13 protein-coding genes are annotated in these 19,447 nt (G+C 30.8%); 8 read left to right on the top strand and 5 right to left on the bottom strand.

The window, feature by feature from the left end; translation table 11 throughout:
* The first annotated feature begins 304 nt into the window (after window positions 1–304).
* Genes AC1XJX_RS06660 through AC1XJX_RS06645 form a run of 4 tightly spaced genes read left to right on the top strand, consistent with a single transcriptional unit; the run spans window position 305 to window position 7,104 of the window.
* Window positions 305–3,115 carry a M16 family metallopeptidase gene (locus tag AC1XJX_RS06660; RefSeq protein ID WP_482003189.1) on the top strand — a complete coding sequence of 937 codons (2,811 nt, stop codon included), beginning with the start codon at window positions 305–307 and terminating at the stop codon, window positions 3,113–3,115.
* Between the two features lie 11 nt (window positions 3,116–3,126).
* Complete coding sequence (locus AC1XJX_RS06655; protein WP_482003188.1) at window positions 3,127–3,573, top strand: protein-disulfide reductase DsbD domain-containing protein; 447 nt, start codon at window positions 3,127–3,129, stop codon at window positions 3,571–3,573.
* Window positions 3,574–3,585: 12 nt separating this feature from the next.
* Window positions 3,586–5,556 (top strand): protein-disulfide reductase DsbD family protein, encoded by a 1,971-nt coding sequence (locus AC1XJX_RS06650; RefSeq protein WP_482003187.1) that lies wholly within the window; start codon window positions 3,586–3,588, stop codon window positions 5,554–5,556.
* Between the two features lie 27 nt (window positions 5,557–5,583).
* Window positions 5,584–7,104: an aminotransferase class V-fold PLP-dependent enzyme gene (locus AC1XJX_RS06645; protein ID WP_482003186.1), complete on the top strand. Its 1,521-nt coding sequence runs from the start codon at window positions 5,584–5,586 to the stop codon at window positions 7,102–7,104.
* Window positions 7,105–7,119: 15 nt separating this feature from the next.
* Here the strand turns inward: AC1XJX_RS06645 and AC1XJX_RS06640 are convergent, their stop codons facing one another.
* Both AC1XJX_RS06640 and AC1XJX_RS06635 read right to left on the bottom strand, forming a co-directional pair.
* The gene (locus AC1XJX_RS06640) at window positions 7,120–8,025 is read right to left on the bottom strand and encodes a GYDIA family GHMP kinase (protein WP_482003185.1); all 906 of its coding nucleotides are present in this window, start codon (window positions 8,023–8,025) and stop codon (window positions 7,120–7,122) included.
* Window positions 8,026–8,027: 2 nt separating this feature from the next.
* Window positions 8,028–9,350, bottom strand: coding sequence for a hydroxymethylglutaryl-CoA reductase, degradative (locus tag AC1XJX_RS06635; protein ID WP_482003184.1), 1,323 nt, complete (start codon window positions 9,348–9,350; stop codon window positions 8,028–8,030).
* 237 nt (window positions 9,351–9,587) lie between these two features.
* Here AC1XJX_RS06635 and AC1XJX_RS06630 point away from each other — a divergent pair, with 237 nt between their 5' ends.
* The 4 genes from AC1XJX_RS06630 to AC1XJX_RS06615 all read left to right on the top strand — a co-directional run bounded on the left by AC1XJX_RS06630 (window position 9,588) and on the right by AC1XJX_RS06615 (window position 15,692).
* Window positions 9,588–11,777 carry a S9 family peptidase gene (locus AC1XJX_RS06630; protein WP_482003183.1) on the top strand — a complete coding sequence of 730 codons (2,190 nt, stop codon included), beginning with the start codon at window positions 9,588–9,590 and terminating at the stop codon, window positions 11,775–11,777.
* A gap of 50 nt (window positions 11,778–11,827) precedes the next feature.
* Entirely contained in the window at window positions 11,828–13,381 is a 1,554-nt protein-coding gene (locus AC1XJX_RS06625) for a peptide MFS transporter (RefSeq protein WP_482003182.1), read from the top strand.
* A 17-nt stretch (window positions 13,382–13,398) separates the two neighbouring features.
* Window positions 13,399–15,141, top strand: a complete 1,743-nt coding sequence (locus AC1XJX_RS06620; RefSeq protein ID WP_482003181.1) for a peptide MFS transporter — start codon at window positions 13,399–13,401, stop codon at window positions 15,139–15,141.
* Between the two features lie 77 nt (window positions 15,142–15,218).
* Window positions 15,219–15,692 (top strand): thioredoxin family protein, encoded by a 474-nt coding sequence (locus AC1XJX_RS06615; protein ID WP_482003180.1) that lies wholly within the window; start codon window positions 15,219–15,221, stop codon window positions 15,690–15,692.
* A 4-nt stretch (window positions 15,693–15,696) separates the two neighbouring features.
* Here the strand turns inward: AC1XJX_RS06615 and AC1XJX_RS06610 are convergent, their stop codons facing one another.
* From AC1XJX_RS06610 to lpxB, 3 genes are read right to left on the bottom strand one after another with little or no spacing between them, the layout of a single operon-like run.
* Window positions 15,697–17,736 carry a ComEC/Rec2 family competence protein gene (locus AC1XJX_RS06610; protein ID WP_482003179.1) on the bottom strand — a complete coding sequence of 680 codons (2,040 nt, stop codon included), beginning with the start codon at window positions 17,734–17,736 and terminating at the stop codon, window positions 15,697–15,699.
* Between the two features lie 23 nt (window positions 17,737–17,759).
* Window positions 17,760–18,326, bottom strand: a complete 567-nt coding sequence (locus AC1XJX_RS06605; protein WP_482003178.1) for a C40 family peptidase — start codon at window positions 18,324–18,326, stop codon at window positions 17,760–17,762.
* Between the two features lie 8 nt (window positions 18,327–18,334).
* A complete protein-coding gene (lpxB, locus tag AC1XJX_RS06600) occupies window positions 18,335–19,447 on the bottom strand; it encodes a lipid-A-disaccharide synthase (protein ID WP_482003177.1) in 1,113 nt (370 codons plus the stop codon).

Genomic DNA, 19,447 nt, shown 5'->3' with positions numbered 1-19,447 from the left:
TTTATAAATCCTGTCTTATTACTTCATTTTAAGAAATAACATATTTTTTACTCTAGGGTTTGGAATTGTTTGTCACATTAGTATGTAGATAAGATTCAAATCTAAATTTTAATTAAATTTTTCGTCTTAATAATTGAATTGATCTTTTTTTATTTTTATAATTCTTATTTTGAATTAGTCACTACAATATAAAAAGAATTTAGAGGACTGTATTTTATGGTCCTCTTTTATTAAAATTATCTTAAATTGAGCATAAACCATGTTTTAAGGATTAGTTTTGTAAACAATAAAAACCTAAAAAGAAATGAAACGTATTTTAATTTTATCATTTACCATGTTTGTTGCTCTAAGTTCTTTGAGTTTTTCGCAAACACTTAACTACCAAGACCCATTACCTGTTGATCAAACAATAAAAAAAGGGGTTTTATCTAATGGAATGACCTACTACATCAAAAGTACAGATGTTGTAAAAGATGCCGCTAGTTACTATATCATACAAAATGTAGGTTCTGTTTTAGAAAATGATGATCAACAAGGTTTAGCACACTTTTTAGAGCATATGGCGTTTAATGGGACCGAAAATTTTCCAGGAAAAGGTATTTTAAACACATTACAAAAACATGGAGCTGTGTTTGGTAAAGACATTAATGCTTACACATCGTTTGATGAAACTGTTTATAATTTAAATAATATACCAACTAAAGAAGGTTTAGTAGATACTTGTCTTTTAGTTTTAAAGGATTGGTCTAATTATTTATTATTAACAGATGAAGAAATAGATTCAGAACGCGGTGTTATTAAAGAAGAATGGCGTACACGCCAAAACGGACAAATGCGTTTATTCCAAACAAGTTTGCCTGTAACATTCAATAAATCTAAATATGCAGATCGTTTACCAATTGGTTTAATGTCTGTTGTTGAAGGTTTCGATTATAAAGCATTAAGAGATTTTTATCACGATTGGTATAGAACAGATTTACAAGCTATTGCTGTTATAGGCGATGTAGATGTAAATGATATTGAACAAAAAATTATTGCTAGTTTTTCTGAAATACCAGCAATTGATAATCCAAAAGAACGTTATATAGTTGATATCCCTGATAATGATACTATGATGTACAGTTTGGGTAAAGACCCAGAGGTTTCTACTGCAAATATTAGTTTTGGTATTCGTCAGAAAAAATCAATTGAAAATGAGACGGTTGCCGATTTAAAACGTTCGTTATTAGAATCTATGGCAACAAGTATGTTGTCTTCTAGAATTTCAGAAAAATCTCAAAAACCAGAAGCTACTTTTCTAGGTGCACGTGTTGGTTATGGGCAAATGTCTAGAACGTCAAATGCATTTACTATGACCATTTTCCCTAAACCAAATCAACAAAAAGAAGCATTTCAAGAGGTGTTAACAGAAGTCGTAAGAGCTGTTAAATTTGGGTATTTACAACCAGAAATAGATAGAGCTGTTGCAAAAATGACAAGTTCTTACGAAAATCAAATAGCGAAAAAAGACGATATGAGTCATGGTCAAATAGAACGTGCCATTCAAAATGATTTCTTAAACAATAACACGATGGCAGATATTGAAAAAGAATACGATATCGCAAAAAAAATAATAAGTACTTTAAATCAAGAAGAGCTTCATAATACCATTAAGAGTTTATATCTAGAAAAAAATAGATATGTAAATGTTACGGGTGTAGAAGATCAAGATAATTTAACCGAAGAGCAAGTAAAACAAATAATTACAGCCGTAGAAAACGATACTACTTTACAACCATATTCTGAAGCATTAGCAGGTAAAACATTGGTGTCCGACCTTAGTATTAAACCAGGTAAAATAGTTGAAGCTTCAATAAATGAACAAACTGGCTCTACTACTTTCATGCTAAGTAATGGTGTTAAAGTACATTATAAATTTGTTGATAAAGAAAAAGACAAAGTATCCTTAAATGCTGTTAGTTATGGTGGTACATCGCTATTAAGTGATGATGAGTTACCATCGGCTAGCTTAGTTGGAAATCTAGTTCAAATGTCTGGACTAGGCGATTTCACTGCAACCGATTTACAAAAAGTATTAGCAGGGAAAACGGCAAGTGTAAGTCCAAATTTAGGAGAGATAAACGAGTCTTTCTTTGGTGGATCAAACACTAAAGATGTAGAAACAATGCTACAATTACTGCATGTTTACTTTGTAAAACCACGTTTCGACGAACAAGCTTTTAAAGTTTTAGAAAGCAACATAAATAACTATATAGTTAGAAGAAGTAAAGATATAGGTGAAAAAATGCGAGATAGTTTAACCATAGCAATTTATGGGAAAAACAACCCTAAAGAACGTATTTTTAACCAAGAATATGCAAACGATATTTCTTTTGAAAAAATAAAGGCCATTTACAATAGTCGTTTTTCAGATGCTTCAGATTTTGAGTTTTTTATAGTTGGTGATGTTAAAGAAGACCAATTAAAACCGCTTTTAGAAAAGTATATGGCTAGTTTGCCAACTAAAAGCACCAAAGAAACCTTTAAAGATAATGGTTCAGAATGGTTAGCAAATAGTATAGATGAAGACATTTATTTAACCATGGAAGATCCTAAAGCAAATGTAAATATTGCTTACAAAAAAGAGATGCCTTATACTAAAAGCAATGAAATTTATACCGATGCTTTAGGCGATATTTTACAATTAAGAGTTACTGAAACCGTAAGAGAAGCAGAAGGTGGTGCATATAGCCCAAGAGCTTCGGCTTATTTCTCAAGAGAACCAAAATCGCAAGCTTTTGTCTCGTTTAGATTTGACTGTAATCCAGATATGGCAGATAAATTAGTAGATATTGTTAATGGAGAACTGCGAAAAATAGCAAATGGCGATATTAATGATGATGATTTAAATAAAACCAGAACCAATTTTATTAAAGAGCGCGAACAAGCAAAAGATAAAAACGGATACGACATGCAAGTGCTTACATCTTATTTTAGATATAATGAAAACATGAACGACCCTAAAAACTTTGAAAACATTGTAAATATGATGACCAAAAAAGACATTCAAGATATTGCAAAACAAGTGCTTGAAGGTGGAAAATCTTATGAAGTAGTTTTTAAACCAAAACAATAAATTTTATTTAAATGAAAAAAGTCCTTTTTCTTTTCACCTTTTTAACGTTTAGTTTTTTACAGGCTCAAATATTAGAACCAGTAAAGTGGATAACATCAGTTTCTAAAATTTCGGATACCGAATACGAATTAATAGCTACTGCTACCATTGATGCAAAATGGCATTTATATTCGCAAACGGTACCTGAAAATGGACCAATTCCCACGAGTTTTACATTTAAAGGAAATAGTAATTATCTAAAAAAAGGAAATACGTTAGAAGAAAAAGGACATACTATTGATGATCCTATTTTTGGAATGCAAATTAAATTTTTCGAAAACAAAGCTTCATTTAAACAGCGTATAAAATTGAAAGGAAACGTACCATTTAAAATAGATGCTACCGTAGAATTTATGGTTTGTGACGAAAGCAGATGTCTACCACCAAATGAAGTCGATTTAGTGTTTACTATCAAATAATTAGTGTCAAAAATGAGAAAATTTCTTTTTATTCTAAGTGTTTTATTTCTAACATTAATAGCGAATTCACAGGTTTTTCAGCCTGTTAAATGGGCAACATCAGTAGAAAAATTATCAGATACCGAATATGTGTTAATTTCAAAAGCCACTATAGATGCAGGTTGGCATTTGTATTCGCAAAATGTTCCAGAAGATGGTCCCATTCCAACGACTTTTACTTATGACGATAGCGAAGGAAACTTTAAAATTTCTGGAAATACCTCAGAACAAGATGGATACACTGTTGACGATCCTGTTTTTGGAATGATAATAAAATTCTTTGAAAATTCCGCTACTTTCAGACAAAAAGTAATAGTGGAGGGAGATACAAAAACTATCAAGGCCTATGTGGAATTTATGGTTTGTGATGATACTAGATGTTTACCACCAACCGAAGTTGATTTAATATTTGAAATTTCAAATCAAGCAGTTGTTACTTCAATAGAAAAAACTACAGAAACACTTGCAACATTAGATACTAATACCACAAATACAGCTGATTCACAAAAAGGACTTTGGTCTATATTTTTCATTGCATTCTTTTCTGGTTTTGCGGCGTTGTTAACACCATGTGTGTTTCCAATGATTCCCATGACGGTAAGTTTTTTTACCAAACAAAGCAAAACCAAAGCAGCTGGAATTAGAAATGCTGTTATTTATGGACTTTCAATCATAGTAATTTACGTATTGTTAGGTATTCTTGTAAGCTTAATTTTTGGTGCAGATGCCTTAAATGCCTTGTCAACTAATGTATGGTTTAATATTGCATTCTTTATTTTGTTATTAATTTTTGCAGCATCATTTTTGGGTGCTTTCGAAATTATGTTACCAAATAAGTGGGCAAACAAAGTAGATTCTCAAGCAGATAGAGGTGGTTTAATTGGCATCTTTTTTATGGCATTAGCTTTAGCTATTGTGTCGTTTTCTTGTACTGGACCTATTGTTGGTACTTTATTAGTTCAGGCAGCAGCAGGAGGAAGTCAAACAGGACCTATTGTTGGTATGTTAGGTTTTTCGTTAGCCATTGCCTTACCATTTGCTTTATTTGCTGCTTTCCCAGGATGGTTAAATTCATTGCCAAAATCTGGCGGATGGTTAAATACCGTAAAAGTTGTTTTAGGATTTTTAGAATTAGCATTAGCCTTCAAATTTTTATCGAATGCCGATTTGGTTTTACAAGCGCATTTCTTAGAGCGTGAAGTATTTATTGCTATTTGGATTGCCATTTTTGGAGCTTTAGCACTTTATTTATTTGGAAAGATACAATTACCTCACGATTCGCCTCTATCACATATTTCAGTAGGTAGATTGAGTTTAGGTTTAATTGTTTTGTCATTTACTATCTATTTGATACCTGGGCTTTGGGGCGCACCTTTAAATTTAATAAGTGCTTTCCCACCACCACAACATTATAGCGAATCTCCCTACGGTGTTGGTTATACTAAGTTATCTAATGGAATAATCTCAGAAATTCAAGATGGATTACCTGATGGTTCACATTTAATGGCGCCACATGATATTTTAGCTTTTAACGATTACGATAAAGGTTTAGCGTACGCTAAAAAAGTAGGTAAACCTGTTATGATAGATTTTACAGGTCACGCTTGTGTTAATTGTAGAAAAATGGAGAACAACGTTTGGATAAAACCAAATATTCTAAATATCCTTAAAAATGAAGTAGTGCTTGTTTCTTTGTATGTAGACGATAAGCGACCTTTAGCTGAAAGTGATATCAAAGAATCAAAACTGAAACCTGGTAAAAAATTAAAATATATAGGTCAGAAATGGAGTGAGTTACAAACTATTAAATATAAAGCAAACACGCAACCAATGTATGTTTTAATGGATCTTAATGAGGAAAATCTTATAGAACCAATTGCTTATACACCTGATGTTGACACTTATTTTTATTGGCTTAAAGAAGGTATTTCAAATTTTAAATAAAAGTAAAGGTGATTAATGTTTAATCTTATGAGTGTTTTAGGTAATTTTTTTAAAGCAGATTTGGGGTCAAAAAAAAATAGATCTAAATTAGAAGATCATTTTTCACTTTTTAGAAATAATATAGTTGGAATTGATACCTATTTTGAGTCACCTTACGGAAATAAAAAAATTATTTATGCTGATTGGACCGCTAGCGGACGTTTATATAGGCCTATTGAAGAAAAGCTTTTAAACGAGATAGGTCCTTTTGTAGCAAATACCCATACAGAAACATCTGTTACAGGATCTGCGATGACATTAGCGTATCATGATGCTAGAAACATAATAAAAAATCATGTTAATGCATCTAAAGATGATGTTTTAATCACCGTTGGAACTGGAATGACAGGAGCTATTAATAAGTTTCAGCGTATTTTAGGTATTAAACTAAACGAAAATTTAAAAAATTACACACAAGTTCCTAAAGAAAAAAGACCTATCATTTTTGTTTCCCACATGGAGCATCATTCTAACCAAACATCTTGGTTAGAAACCATAGCTATGGTTAAAGTCATTCCATCAAACGAGGCAGGATTACCTTGTTTAGAAAGTCTAGAAGGATTATTGATTGAGCATCAAGATGTACCAATCAAAATTGCTGCCATTACAGGCTGTTCTAATGTTACTGGTATAAAAACAAACTACCATCAAGTTGCAAAAATAATGCATCAAAATAACGGCTTGTGTTTTGTTGATTTTGCGTGTTCTGCACCTTATATTCATATCAATATGCATCCAGAAGATGAAGATGCTTATTTGGATGCAATAACCTTTTCGCCTCATAAGTTTTTAGGCGGACCAGGAACATCGGGTGTTTTAATATTTAATAAAAAATTATATAAAAATTTAGTACCAGATAACCCTGGCGGCGGTACTGTAACTTATACTAACCCTTGGGGAGATCATGACTATATAGATGATATTGAAACCCGAGAAGATGGTGGTACTCCTGGATTTTTACAAGCTTTTAAAATTGCACTTTCTATCCAGTTGAAAGAAGAAATGGGTGTTCAAAATATTTTAGATAGAGAGCACGAATTGTGTGATTTGGTGTTCAATAGATTATCAAAGATTGATAACCTCACAATTCTAGCACCAAACCATAAAGATAGATTAGGTGTTTTTTCATTTTATATTGAAGATGCACACTATAATTTAATAGTTAAATTGTTAAACGACCACTTCGGTGTACAAACTAGAGGAGGCTGTTCTTGTGCTGGTACTTATGGGCATTATTTATTGCATGTAGATCAGTTAACTTCAAAAGCTATTGAACAAAAAATTTTAGAAGGTTGTTTAATGGAGCGTCCAGGTTGGATTAGAATGTCTTTACACCCTACGATGACAAATAAAGAGGTGGAATTTATATGTGATGCAATTAAAAGTGTTTCAAAAAATTATAAACAATGGGGTAAAGAGTATAGATATGATGCTATAAAAAATGAGTTTATCAATATTAATAATTCTTCAATTGAAAAAAATATAACTCAAAATTGGTTTAAACTTTAGTAAGAATTTTTCTTTTTATAGAATCATATCCTCGTAAGAAATAATTGTTTTAAAGCCTTTGAGTTTGAAATAATTTGATGGATTGTTTTGAGATGTTGCTAATATAAAATCACCACCCCAAGCACCTAAACTTTTTATGGCGCCATCAAAATCATCAAACAAAGCCTGTTTTACAGGAGTTTGATTTGTTATTTTTGAAATCATGTTCTCGTGTTTAATAATAAGTTCTTCAAAGCTTTTTAAAGCATCACACCCTATCATTTTGGTAGTAATTTTATCAATTTCTAGAATTGCAGATTTATATTTCCCTTTATTTTCATGATAGTGTTTAATACCATCTCTACTATTCTGTTTTTTATTTAAATGAATAAAATATAAATTTTTTTTAAAAGATGGATTAAAATCAATTGCATTTACAACTGGCTTTTCATTCCATATTTGATAAGTAATAGGAAAGTTGTTTTGTGCACATGCTATGTCGTAACCACTTCCGCCAAATGTAACTTCTAGTAATTGATAGGCATCAATTTTTGCCCAATTTGCAATATTATTTATTAAAGTTGATGAGGTGCCAAGCCCCCAATTATTAGGAAAGTCAAGTTTAGAGGTAATCTTAAAACCCCTATTGCTTTTTAAAAATTGCGGATTTAATTGTTTTACAGCATTTAAAATTTGAAGTAGTCTTTGAGTAAATTCATTTGATTGGCTAGCTTCTATAATGGAGTTTTTAATAAAAAATGAACTCTCAAACCAAATAGTATTTTGATAGTCAAAACTTTTCCAGATAATTTTAGGTCCATCAATAGATTCGATAGTTAAAGACTGTCCATATTTTGTGGGTATTGCGAGAGAAAGTGCACCATCAAGTACAACATACTCGCCAGTTAATAATAATTTTCCATTGCTATAAAATGTTTCCACTATTAATTTTTTATTCTTAATTCATTTATAGCTTCGGTTACTGCACTGTGTGTAACGGTGTTATTTTTAAAGTATTCGGTTAGCGATTGCTTTTCAAAGTCATTAGCTTCAAATTGATTTAAAATATTCATCAGGTGCATTTTCATGTGTCCTTGTTGAATCCCAGTTGTTGTTAACGAACGAAGTGCAGCAAAGTTTTGTGCTAAACCTGCTACGGCAACAATTTGCATCAACTCTTTAGCAGATGGCTTGTGTAATAATTCTAAAGAAAGCTTTACTAAAGGATGCAGTCCTGTTAAGCCACCAATAGTGCCTAATGCTAATGGTATTTCCATCCAAAAAGTAAAAATCCCATTTTCAATTTTTGCATGGGTTAAGCTACTATATTTTCCATGACGCGATGCATAGGCATGTACGCCAGCCTCAACAGCTCTAAAGTCGTTTCCGGTAGCTAAAACAACCGCATCTATTCCATTCATGATGCCTTTATTGTGTGTTACTGCTCTGTAAGGTTCAACCTCTGCAATTTTAACAGCTTGAACAAATTTATTTGCAAAGGCTTCACCAGAAATGCGCTCATCTTCACTTAAATCTTCAACTTTACAACTTACTTCGGCACGAACCAAGCAATTAGGAACATAGTTGGATAAAATACTCATTATAATATCTATCTGCTTTTCTTCTTCAGTAAACAAATCAAATATTAAAGCTTCATTTTTAAAGGTTTTTGCAAACTGCTCTAAACACGAATTTATAAAATTAGCACCCATAGCATCAAGTGTTTCAAACGATGCATGTAATTGATAATAATTTTTAATATCACTGGTTTTATCACGCAACTCAATATCAATAATGCCACCACCACGTTTTTTCATGTTTTTAGTGATAGGCTCTGTTTCTTCAAGGAGTTTTGATTTTACGCTGCAAAAAAACTGTTTTAATTTTTCAAAATCACCTTTGTAAATAAAGTGTGTCTGACCAATTTTGGTTGTAGAAATAACTGTTGTTTTAAAACCACCTCTATCTAGCCAAAATTTAGCAGCTTTACTTGCAGCAGCAACAACCGAGCTTTCTTCAATAGCCATCGGTATGGTATATAGCTTGTTGTTTATTAGAAAATTAGGAGCAACCCCTAACGGTAAGTAATAATTGGTTATTGTGTTTTCAATAAACTCATCATGCAGTTGTTGCAGTTTTTCGTTACTATTCCAATACTGCTTTAAAATAGTTTTAGCTTCTTCGGCATTAGAAAAATAAGTATCAACAATCCAATCGATTTTTTTTGATTTAGATAGTTTAGAAAAGCCAGAAATAGATTTACTCATAAGGTATTAATTTGCAAAGCAAAGATACTACTCTTAGAACGAATAAAGAAAATCTTAATTGAAACCAAGATTATTAAAGTGTTAATATTGGAGGTTTTTTATATAATTTTTAGTAAACTTGACATCATTTTGTGAAATAACTATTTTTTAAAGAAACATCTTTTATTAATTAATTTTAATAACTAATAATAAAACTTTGGTTGTTGAATTTAACATTTAAAAACAATAAAATAATTTATGAAACATTTTAAATTCTCTTTTTGTGTTTATCTTTTTTTATCTACAATTTTATTAGCTCAGAAAAAGGATATCACACTTGAAGATATTTGGAGTCATGGCACTTTTAGAACAGAAGGTATGGATGTATTACATTCCATGGCAAATGGTCAGCAGTATTCTGTATTAAATTTTGATAGAGCTACAAGAAGTACATCTATTGATATTTACGATTACAAAACCTTGGAGAAAATTAAAACTTTAGTTAATTCTGCAAACCTTGAAGCTATTCAATATTTTACAGATTATAAATTTAGTGAAGATGAAAGTAAAATTATTTTGGCAACCAATGAAGTGTCTATATACCGTCGCTCTTCGTTAGGAAACTATTATGTTTACAATGTTAATGACAATACTTTAAATTTAATTTCTGAAGAAAAAATTCAAGAACCAACATTTTCACCAGATGGAAATAAAGTTGCTTTTGCTAAAGAAAATAATTTGTATATTAAAGATTTGAATTCTAAGGGAACTACTCAAATTACTTTTGATGGAAAATTAAACGAAATTATAAACGGAATTACCGATTGGGTTTATGAAGAAGAATTTGCATTTGTAAGAGCTTTCGATTGGAGTGCTGATAGTAATAAAATAGCTTTTATTCGTTTTGATGAAACCAATGTGCCTGAGTTTTCAATGGATGTTTATGGCACAGGACTTTATCAAACTCAGCAAGTTTTTAAATATCCTAAAGCAGGTGAAGCTAACTCTCAAGTCTCTCTTCATCTTTATAATCTTAACACCAATAAATCTGAAACTATTAAAGTTGATAAAGTATACAATGATTTTTACATTCCAAGAATTAAGTGGACAAATAATCCAGATGTTTTAAGTGCACAATACATGAACAGGCATCAAAACGAATTGGATTTATGGATGATAAATGCTAAAAACAATTCCTCTAATTTAGTTTTAGCAGAAAAAGATAAAGCTTATATAGATGTTACCGATAATTTAACTTTTTTAAAGGATCATAGTTTTATTTGGACTAGTGAGAAAGATGGGTTCAATCATCTTTATCATTATGATAAAGACGGAAAGCTTATAAATCAGGTAACTAAAGGTAATTGGGAAGTGACCAATTATTATGGTTTTGATGAAAAAAACAATACGATTTTTTACCAGTCTGTGGAAAATGGTTCCATTAATAGAGATGTTTATTCCATAAAACTTAACGGACGAAATAAAACAAGACTAACTAAAATAGAGGGCACTAATAGTGCCGATTTTAGTGCTGATTTCTCATATTTTATAAATACTTTTTCAAGTGCTAATACACCACCAAAGTATACTTTAAATAGTGCGTTTTCTGGAGATTTAATTAAAAGCATAAAAGATAACTTTGAGCTATCTCAAAATCTTACAAATTATAAAATTTCAATAAAGGACTTCAGTAGCATAAGCGTTAATGGAAACGATTTGAATATGTGGATGATTAAACCGGCAAACTTTGATGAAACTAAAAAATATCCATTATTCATGTTTCAATACTCGGGACCTGGTTCTCAGCAAGTAGCAAATAGATGGCATAGCGCAAACGATTATTGGTATCAATATTTATCGCAACAAGGTTATATAGTGGCTTGTGTAGATGGGCGCGGTACAGGGTTTAAAGGTGCTGCATTTAAAAAAGTAACACAAAATGAATTAGGTAAATATGAAGTGGAAGACCAAATTCAAGCAGCCAAAAAATTAGGAGCTTTACCTTTTATAGATGAAACAAGAATTGGGATTTGGGGTTGGAGTTATGGTGGATTTATGAGTAGTAATTGCTTGTTTAAAGGTAACGATGTTTTTAAAATGGCTATCGCAGTAGCCCCTGTAACTAGCTGGCGTTTTTATGATTCAATTTATACAGAGCGTTACATGTCTACTCCACAAGAAAATCCAGCAGGATATGATAATAATTCACCAATAAATCATACTGAAAAATTAAAAGGAAATTTTCTTTTGGTACATGGTTCTGCAGATGATAACGTGCATTTGCAAAACACGATGCGTTTAGTAGAAGCTTTAATTCAAGCAGATAAACAATTTGATTGGGCTATTTATCCAGATAAAAACCATGGGATTTATGGTGGTAATACACGAATTCATTTATATAAAAAAATGACTCATTTTCTCAACGAGAAATTAGGAGATAAATTGTAAAATCTAGTAAAGTGAAAAATTCAAACTAATTAATAATCAAACTAATATAAATGGCAACTACAGAAATTAAACCACATCAAAAGGAACTTTTTGGACAACCAATAGGTCTGTACATTTTATTTTTAACAGAAATGTGGGAACGTTTTTCTTACTACGGAATGCGTGCTTTATTAGTTTTATACATGACATCTTCAACACTTGGAGATGATGCAAGAGGTGCCGGTTTAGGTTGGACTAGTAAAGAGGCATTAGCGCTTTACGGATGGTATACAATGTTAGTTTATGTAATGTCTATTCCAGGAGGAATGATAGCTGATAAATTGATTGGACAGAAAAAAGCTGTTCTAGCAGGTGCTATAGTACTTTGTATTGGTCATGGGGTTTTAGTGTTAACTGATATTTGGGCTTTTTACACAGGTTTAGGTCTTGTTATTTTAGGAGTAGGTTTGTTAAAACCAAATATTTCTACAATGGTTGGTGGCTTATATAAACAAAGCGATATTAGAAGAGATAAAGGATTTAGTATTTTTTACATAGGAATCAATTTAGGGTCTTTATTAGCTACTATGGTGGTTGGTGGCGTTGTTGCTAAATGGGGTTGGCATGCAGGATTTGGGCTTGCTGGTATTGTAATGGTTTTAGGTTTAATAAACTATTTAGCAGGACAAAAACATTTAACTCAAGTAGGTAATTTTATTCCTAGTGCTAATGATGAAAGTGAAGTGTCTTATGGAAAATTATACTCAAAATTATTTAAATCGCCTAAACAATTATTATATGCAGGGATTTTATTATTAGCTTCTATTATTGGTTGGTATTACATGGATTGGGGGTATGGGTTGTTATTTGTTTTTCTAACGGCAATAGCATCACTTTTAATGATGATATACAAAGAGTTAGACTCTCAAGTTTATAAAGATAGATTTATGGTTTTATTATTATCATTCATTATGGTAATTATATTTTGGGGTGCTTTTGAGCAAGCGGGTGGTTTGATGAATTTATATACCGATACAAAAACAGATAGAAACTTTTTTGGCTTGTTTGAAATTCCTACAGTTATGTATCAAAGTTTAAATGCTGGATTTATTATTTTATTTGCTACTGTAGTTGCTAGTATATGGGCTAAACGAAAATTAAAAGGTAAAGAGGCGTCTTCAGTATTTAAAATGGCTTTGGGTATTATAATTATGGGATTTGGTTTTCTTTTTATGGTTTTTGCCGCTATGGAATTTGAAAAATTAGGAACTTCAAGTATGATTTGGTTAGTATTGGCTTACTTTTTTCATACAATTGGAGAGTTATGTATTTCACCTGTAGCACTATCATTTATAACGAAACTAACACCTGTTAAATACGCATCATTAATGATGGGTGTTTATTTTGCTGCAACTGGTTTAGGAAATAAAGTAGCAGGAATAGTAGGGGAGTCAGCTTCAGAATTTGGTGAATTAACCATATTTTCGGGAATAGTAATTTTCACAGTAATTATTGGAGTTTTATTTATTTTGATATTGAAGCCTCTGAAAAGATTAACCCATGGCGCTGAGGAAAGTGAAAGAATCCTGAAAAATGAAGAAGCTGAAGGCTTTGAATTATCTTAAAATTAAAAACAAACATTATGGCAGAAAACTCAACCGATCAATTTTTTAAAAGTACCGTATTAGGGCATCCATCAGGTTTATTTGTATTATTTTTTACTGAAATGTGGGAACGTTTTTCATATTATGGAATGCGTGCTTTACTAGTATTATTTTTAACAGCCTCACTACTTGATGAAGGTTGGGGTTGGCCAAGGGAACATGCCATGGCCCTATTTGGATCTTATGTGGGATTGGTTTATTTGTCTACAATGATGGGTGGTTATTTTGCAGATAAGGTTATAGGTTACAGATATGCCGTATTAGTAGGTGCTTTGTTAATGACTTTAGGACATGCTTCTATGGCCGTTGAAACTTCATGGTCTATTTACTTAGGTTTAGCTTTATTAGTCATAGGGAATGGTTTTTTTAAACCAAATATGACCTCTATTGTATCTGAAATGTATAAAGACAGACCAGAAAAAAAAGATGGTGCTTATACCATCTTTTACATGGGTGTGAATGCAGGCGCTTTTATAGGAATTATTTTGTGTGGCTATTTAGGAGAGCAAGTTGGTTGGAGTTTAGGTTTTGGATTAGCAGGAATTTTCATGCTCTTTGGATTGATACAATTTTGGCTAGCTCAAAATATTTTTGGAAATATAGGACTTAAGCCAGTTAAGGGTGATGCAAATTCTGCAGAGGTTCTAGACAATGATAAACGTGTGCCATTTACATCATGGCAACTAGGTTTAATTTTCTTGATGGTTTTATTAGGCTTGCTTTGGATTCTTAATGCACCGGCAACCACAATTTCAGAAGGAAAAATTAATCTATTTTCATTCCTAGGTGATAATGGTAATAATATAGCCATTTTAACTGCATTAGGATTATTTCTTGTTTTGTTGTTTTACAGATTTACACAGTACTCTCAAATTACTAGAGACAAGTTAATAGCAGTTTCCTTTTTTGCACTTTTATCAGTTTTCTTTTGGGCTATATTTGAACAAGCTCCTGGTTCATTAACCATATTTGCGAGAGATTATACGGATAGAACTTTAGACGGATCATCTGCAAATATTTTCAGAATTGTAAATTCTTTTATGGTAATTATACCTTTAGGGATAATAACTTGGGTTTTATATCTATTATTTAAGCAAACTTTTGCTAAATATAAATGGGCAAATATAGTTTTAAGTGTCAGTTTTATAATAGTTTGGGCTATAGCTATATGGATGTTAGTGAATCAATTTAATAGTGAAAATTTAGAAATTCCTGCTTCATGGTTTGCTAGTTTAAACTCGTTATACATAATCACATTAGCACCATTATTTTCAAAATGGTGGGAGAGTAAATACAATCCCTCTGCCAATGCAAAATATGGGATTGGTATGTTTTTATTAGGATTAGGTATGGCATGTGTAGCTTTTGGAGCTATGGGAATAGAGCCAGGTGCTAAAACAGCTTCTGTAAGTATTATGTGGTTAATTCTTGTTTATTTATTTCATACTATGGGAGAATTATGTATTTCTCCAGTTGGGCTATCTTATGTAAGTAAATTGGTGCCAGCAAGAATGATTGCTTTCATGTTTGGTGTTTGGTATTTGGCAATTGCAATTGGTATGAAAGGCGCTGGTGTTTTTGGTGAAAATGTAGATAAAATTGCAGATGAAAATGGTATAAGTTATTTTTTCTGGATTTTAACCGTTATTTCTGTTATAGCTGGTGTAGTTTCTATTTTATTCCAACCTGTTATTAAAAAACTAATGCACGGTGTGCGTTAATCGAAAAAATATTTAAAAAGCATCATATTTGGTGCTTTTTTTGTAAGTTCGAAATAACTTTTGCAACCAAGTTTATCATGAAAAAGATATTTTTTACATTGTTTATAGCTATTATAATATCAGCTAATGGTATAGCCCAAGAGAATTTAACTTGGCATACAGATATGAATAAAGCCTTTGATATTGCAACCAAAGAGAATAAACCACTGATGTTGTTTTTTACAGGTTCTGATTGGTGCGGTTGGTGTATAAGACTTCAAAATGAGGTTTTAAAAACCCCTGATTTTAATAATTGGGCTAAAGAAAATGTGGTTTTAGTAGAATTAGATTTTCCAAGACGTACACCACAAGACGCTAACACCAAAGCTCAGAATAATCAAATGCAAAGAATGTTTCAAGTTAGTGGGTTTCCTACAATACATTTTGCAAAACCAGAAATTTCTTCTGAAGGAAAGAAAAATTTAAACAGTTTAGGCAGTACAGGTTATGTGCGTGGTGGTGCTGAAAAATGGTTAGAAGTAGCTGGTAATATTGTTAAAAGTAATTTATAATAAACTAATATTTTAAAATATAAGCTCCCTTTTTACTAGTTTGGTAAAAAGGGAGTTTTCTTTTTTCACATATTAATTCCCATTGCTCTACATACGACTTATAATTACTACCATCTGCGATAATTTGTTTAGGTTTTATAGAATCTATCAAGCGATTTAGATTTATTTTAGGAGATTGTCTCAGTAGAACATAATTAGGTTTAAACGACTTGATGTTGTAGATACCTAAACTATCCACTACTAAAAGTTTTTTATTATTAAGTATGTAAATAGGTTGGATTTTAGTTTCATTAATTTTTTTTATCTGATTTCCAACAATGTAATCTTTAATAATTCGATTGTTAAATCTGCTGATACTATCCAAGTCATTAGCAATCATTATTTGATTATTATAAACGTTGCCTAAAACAGTATTTCTACTTTTATGGAACACTATAAATTCATTTGAAGGTTTTTTGTATTTAGTGTAAATAAAAGCCAATTGGAATATGATAATAGCAATTAAAAAAAGTTTTAATCTTGAAAAATTCCTTTTAATAAAAAGTCTTACTAATGATATAATTAGTAAGTAAGTAACCATAATATAAATAAAATTAAACGGAATATCTTTAAATAAAAATGATTCTTGTTTAGCAACCCAGTACACAAAATTATTCATTAAACTAATAATATAACCGAAACAAGATGCAATAAAGTTTGGTAGTATATTTAAAGCAGCTAATAAAATAATCAACAATCCAAATCCTAAAATGAGTCCTAAAAAAGGGATGATAAATAAATTTGAAATAAAGAATAATCCAGGGAATTGATGAAAATAAAACAAACTAACAGGAATGATACCAAACTGTGCGGAAACTGTAACTGTAAAAGTGTGCCAAAATTTATCAATCATATAGTTTTTTGGTCGCCAAATATTATATAAATGAGGGTCTATGGTTACAATAGCGAAAACAGCTAAATAGCTTAGTTGAAAACCAACATCAAAAAGAAATAAAGGTTTGACTAATAAAATTATAAACAGCGAAATGGCCAAAGTATTATAAATATTAGTTGGCCTTTTTAAGTTTAACGCGATGGTTACTATACTAAACATGGTAACAGCACGTGTTACAGATGCTGATAAACCGGCTATCAAAGCAAAACCCCAAAGTATAGTTACTAGTAAAATAGTTTTTATTAGTTTACCATATTTTAGTTGGTCTAAGGGTTTAAAAACAAACAGGAGAATTAATAATATGATACCAACATGCAGGCCTGAAACAGCCAGAATGTGGATGGCTCCAGCATTGGTATAACTGATGTAAACTTCTTCACTTATATCTTGTCTTAGCCCTAACAAAAGTGCATTTATAATGGCGAGTTCGTCTGGTTTAAAGTTGTAAGATTTTAGCTCTTTATTTATAAAATCACGAATATCATTAGCAACTCCAAATAATGTGTGGGTATTAGAGCTAACGTTTAAAAGAGCTTCGTTTCTAATGAAAATTTGGTGATAAATATATTTTTTTTCTAAGTAATTTTTGTAGTTAAATTGATTTGGATTGAGGGGGTTAATTAAGTTTTTAAAATTTGTTTTCGTAATAAAAACAGCATCAACTTTTAAAGAAGATTTTAAGGAGTCTTTTTCAATATTTAAAAATGTTTTTCCCTTCGTTTTTTGGCCATCAACCTCTAATAAATCAATGGTATATTTATCATAATAGTTTCCTGGTTTTAAAACCTCTCGAATTCTAAAAGTGATAGTTTTTAAAGAATCTTTTTCTAATGAAAGTTGATTGGTATAGTGATTTAAAAATTTTTTTTGATCGTGGAAATTGGTTGTTAATATGCCAATTGAAATCATTATTAAATAAGTAAAAACACCAAACCAAATGGTTTTAATAAATTGTTTTCTTGCAATAAAATAGTACGTGATAAATAACCCAAATATAATTAATGTAATATATAAAGAGATGAAAAGTGGTATGTTTGTAAAATAGCCGATTATAATACCTATAATGAGGCAAAAAGTTAATTTAATAATGGTGAAATTGAGTAGTCGCATACCTACGTAAGATATAAAATATCTTATAAAATTCTACGGGCTTCAGAAAAAGCTTTAAGCCAGTAAGTTTCATTCAGCCAAGATGTTATAACGCCTTTACTAGTAGTAGCATGTATAAATTCAATATCATTATCTTTTATTGAAATTATTAAACCTACATGATTTATTGAATTTCTTCTATTGCCAGTTTTAAAGAATAATAAATCGCCAGTTGTAACATCTTTCAATGGAATTTTATCGCCTTGTTTGGCAATATCTCTAGATATTCTGGGAAGTATAACATCAAAAGCCCTAAACGATTCAGAGACCAAACCAGAGCAATCCATTCCGTCTTTTGTAGTTCCACCCCATTTGTAACGAACACCTTCAAATTGTTTTGCATAAGCTATAATGCCTTCGGTTTTAGTTATGTGGTTTTCTGGGATTTTAGAATTGTTGGGTTTAACAAAATCTATATTTTCAGTATTTTTATTTTCAAACTGCTTATTTATAATTTCAGTGGGAGAAACCTTTTTGTTTTTAGCTCTTTTTGAAGCTTTACAACTATTAAAACTTATAATTAGGAATAATAATAAAAGAATTTTCTTCATTTAAATTATTAAGATTGAATGGATTTATAAATTAGACTTGCCGTTTTTTCACTTGCGCCTTTTCCTCCCAAAGCCTTCTCTAATTTGAAATAATCTAAAAATATCTTCTTGCGGTTTTCAGTATTCAAAATGTTATCTAATTCTTTTTTGAGTCTTTTTTTTGTGAAATCGTTTTGAATAAGTTCAGTAACTACCTCTCTATCCATTACTAAATTTACCAAAGAAATAAATTTCAAAGTAATGATTTGTTTTGCTATATAATATGAAATAATACTCCCTTTATAGCAAACAACTTGTGGCACCTTAAACAAAGCCGTTTCTAAAGTTGCAGTTCCGGAAGTAACAAGTGCAGCACTTGAAACACTTAATAAATCATAAGTTTTATTTGGTATGAACTTAACTTTGTTTGATTTGATGAACGTTTGGTAAAAGCTATAATCTTGACTAGGAGCACCAGCAATTACAAATTGATACTCTGGATAATCATCTACTAAACTAACCATTACAGCTAGCATTTTTTTTATTTCTTGTTTTCTGCTTCCAGGTAATAAGGCAATAATAGGTTTTTCACTTAAACCATAAATTTCTCTAAATTCTAATTCGCTTACTTGATTTCTTTTTGCAATAGCATCTATTAATGGATGACCAACAAATGTAACTTCATAATCATATTTTTTATAAAAAGGTTTTACAAAAGGTAATATAACATACATGGCATCTATATCGCGTTTTATAGCCTTAACTCTGCTAGCTCTAGATGCCCAAACTTGAGGTGAAATATAATAATTGGTTTTAAAGCTCTCAAGTTTTGCCCATTTTGCAATCCGTAAATTAAACCCTGAATTATCAATAAAAATAATTACGTCTGGATTGAATTTTTTAATGTCTTCTTTACAAAATGACATGTCTTTAAATATTTTATTAAGGTTTAAAATTACCTCAATAAAACCCATAAAAGCACGCTCTTTGTAATGTTTTACCAAATTACCACCAACAGCTTGCATTAAATCACCACCCCAAAACCTAATAACAGCATTTGTATCTTCTTTTTGCAATGCTTTCATAAGGTTTGAGCCGTGTAAATCTCCAGAAGCTTCACCAGCGATAATGTAATATTTCAT

The organism is Flaviramulus sp. (genome assembly GCF_982512915.1).
Note: the sequence above shows the minus strand (reverse complement) of the source record. Positions and strands in the feature narration are given on the sequence as shown.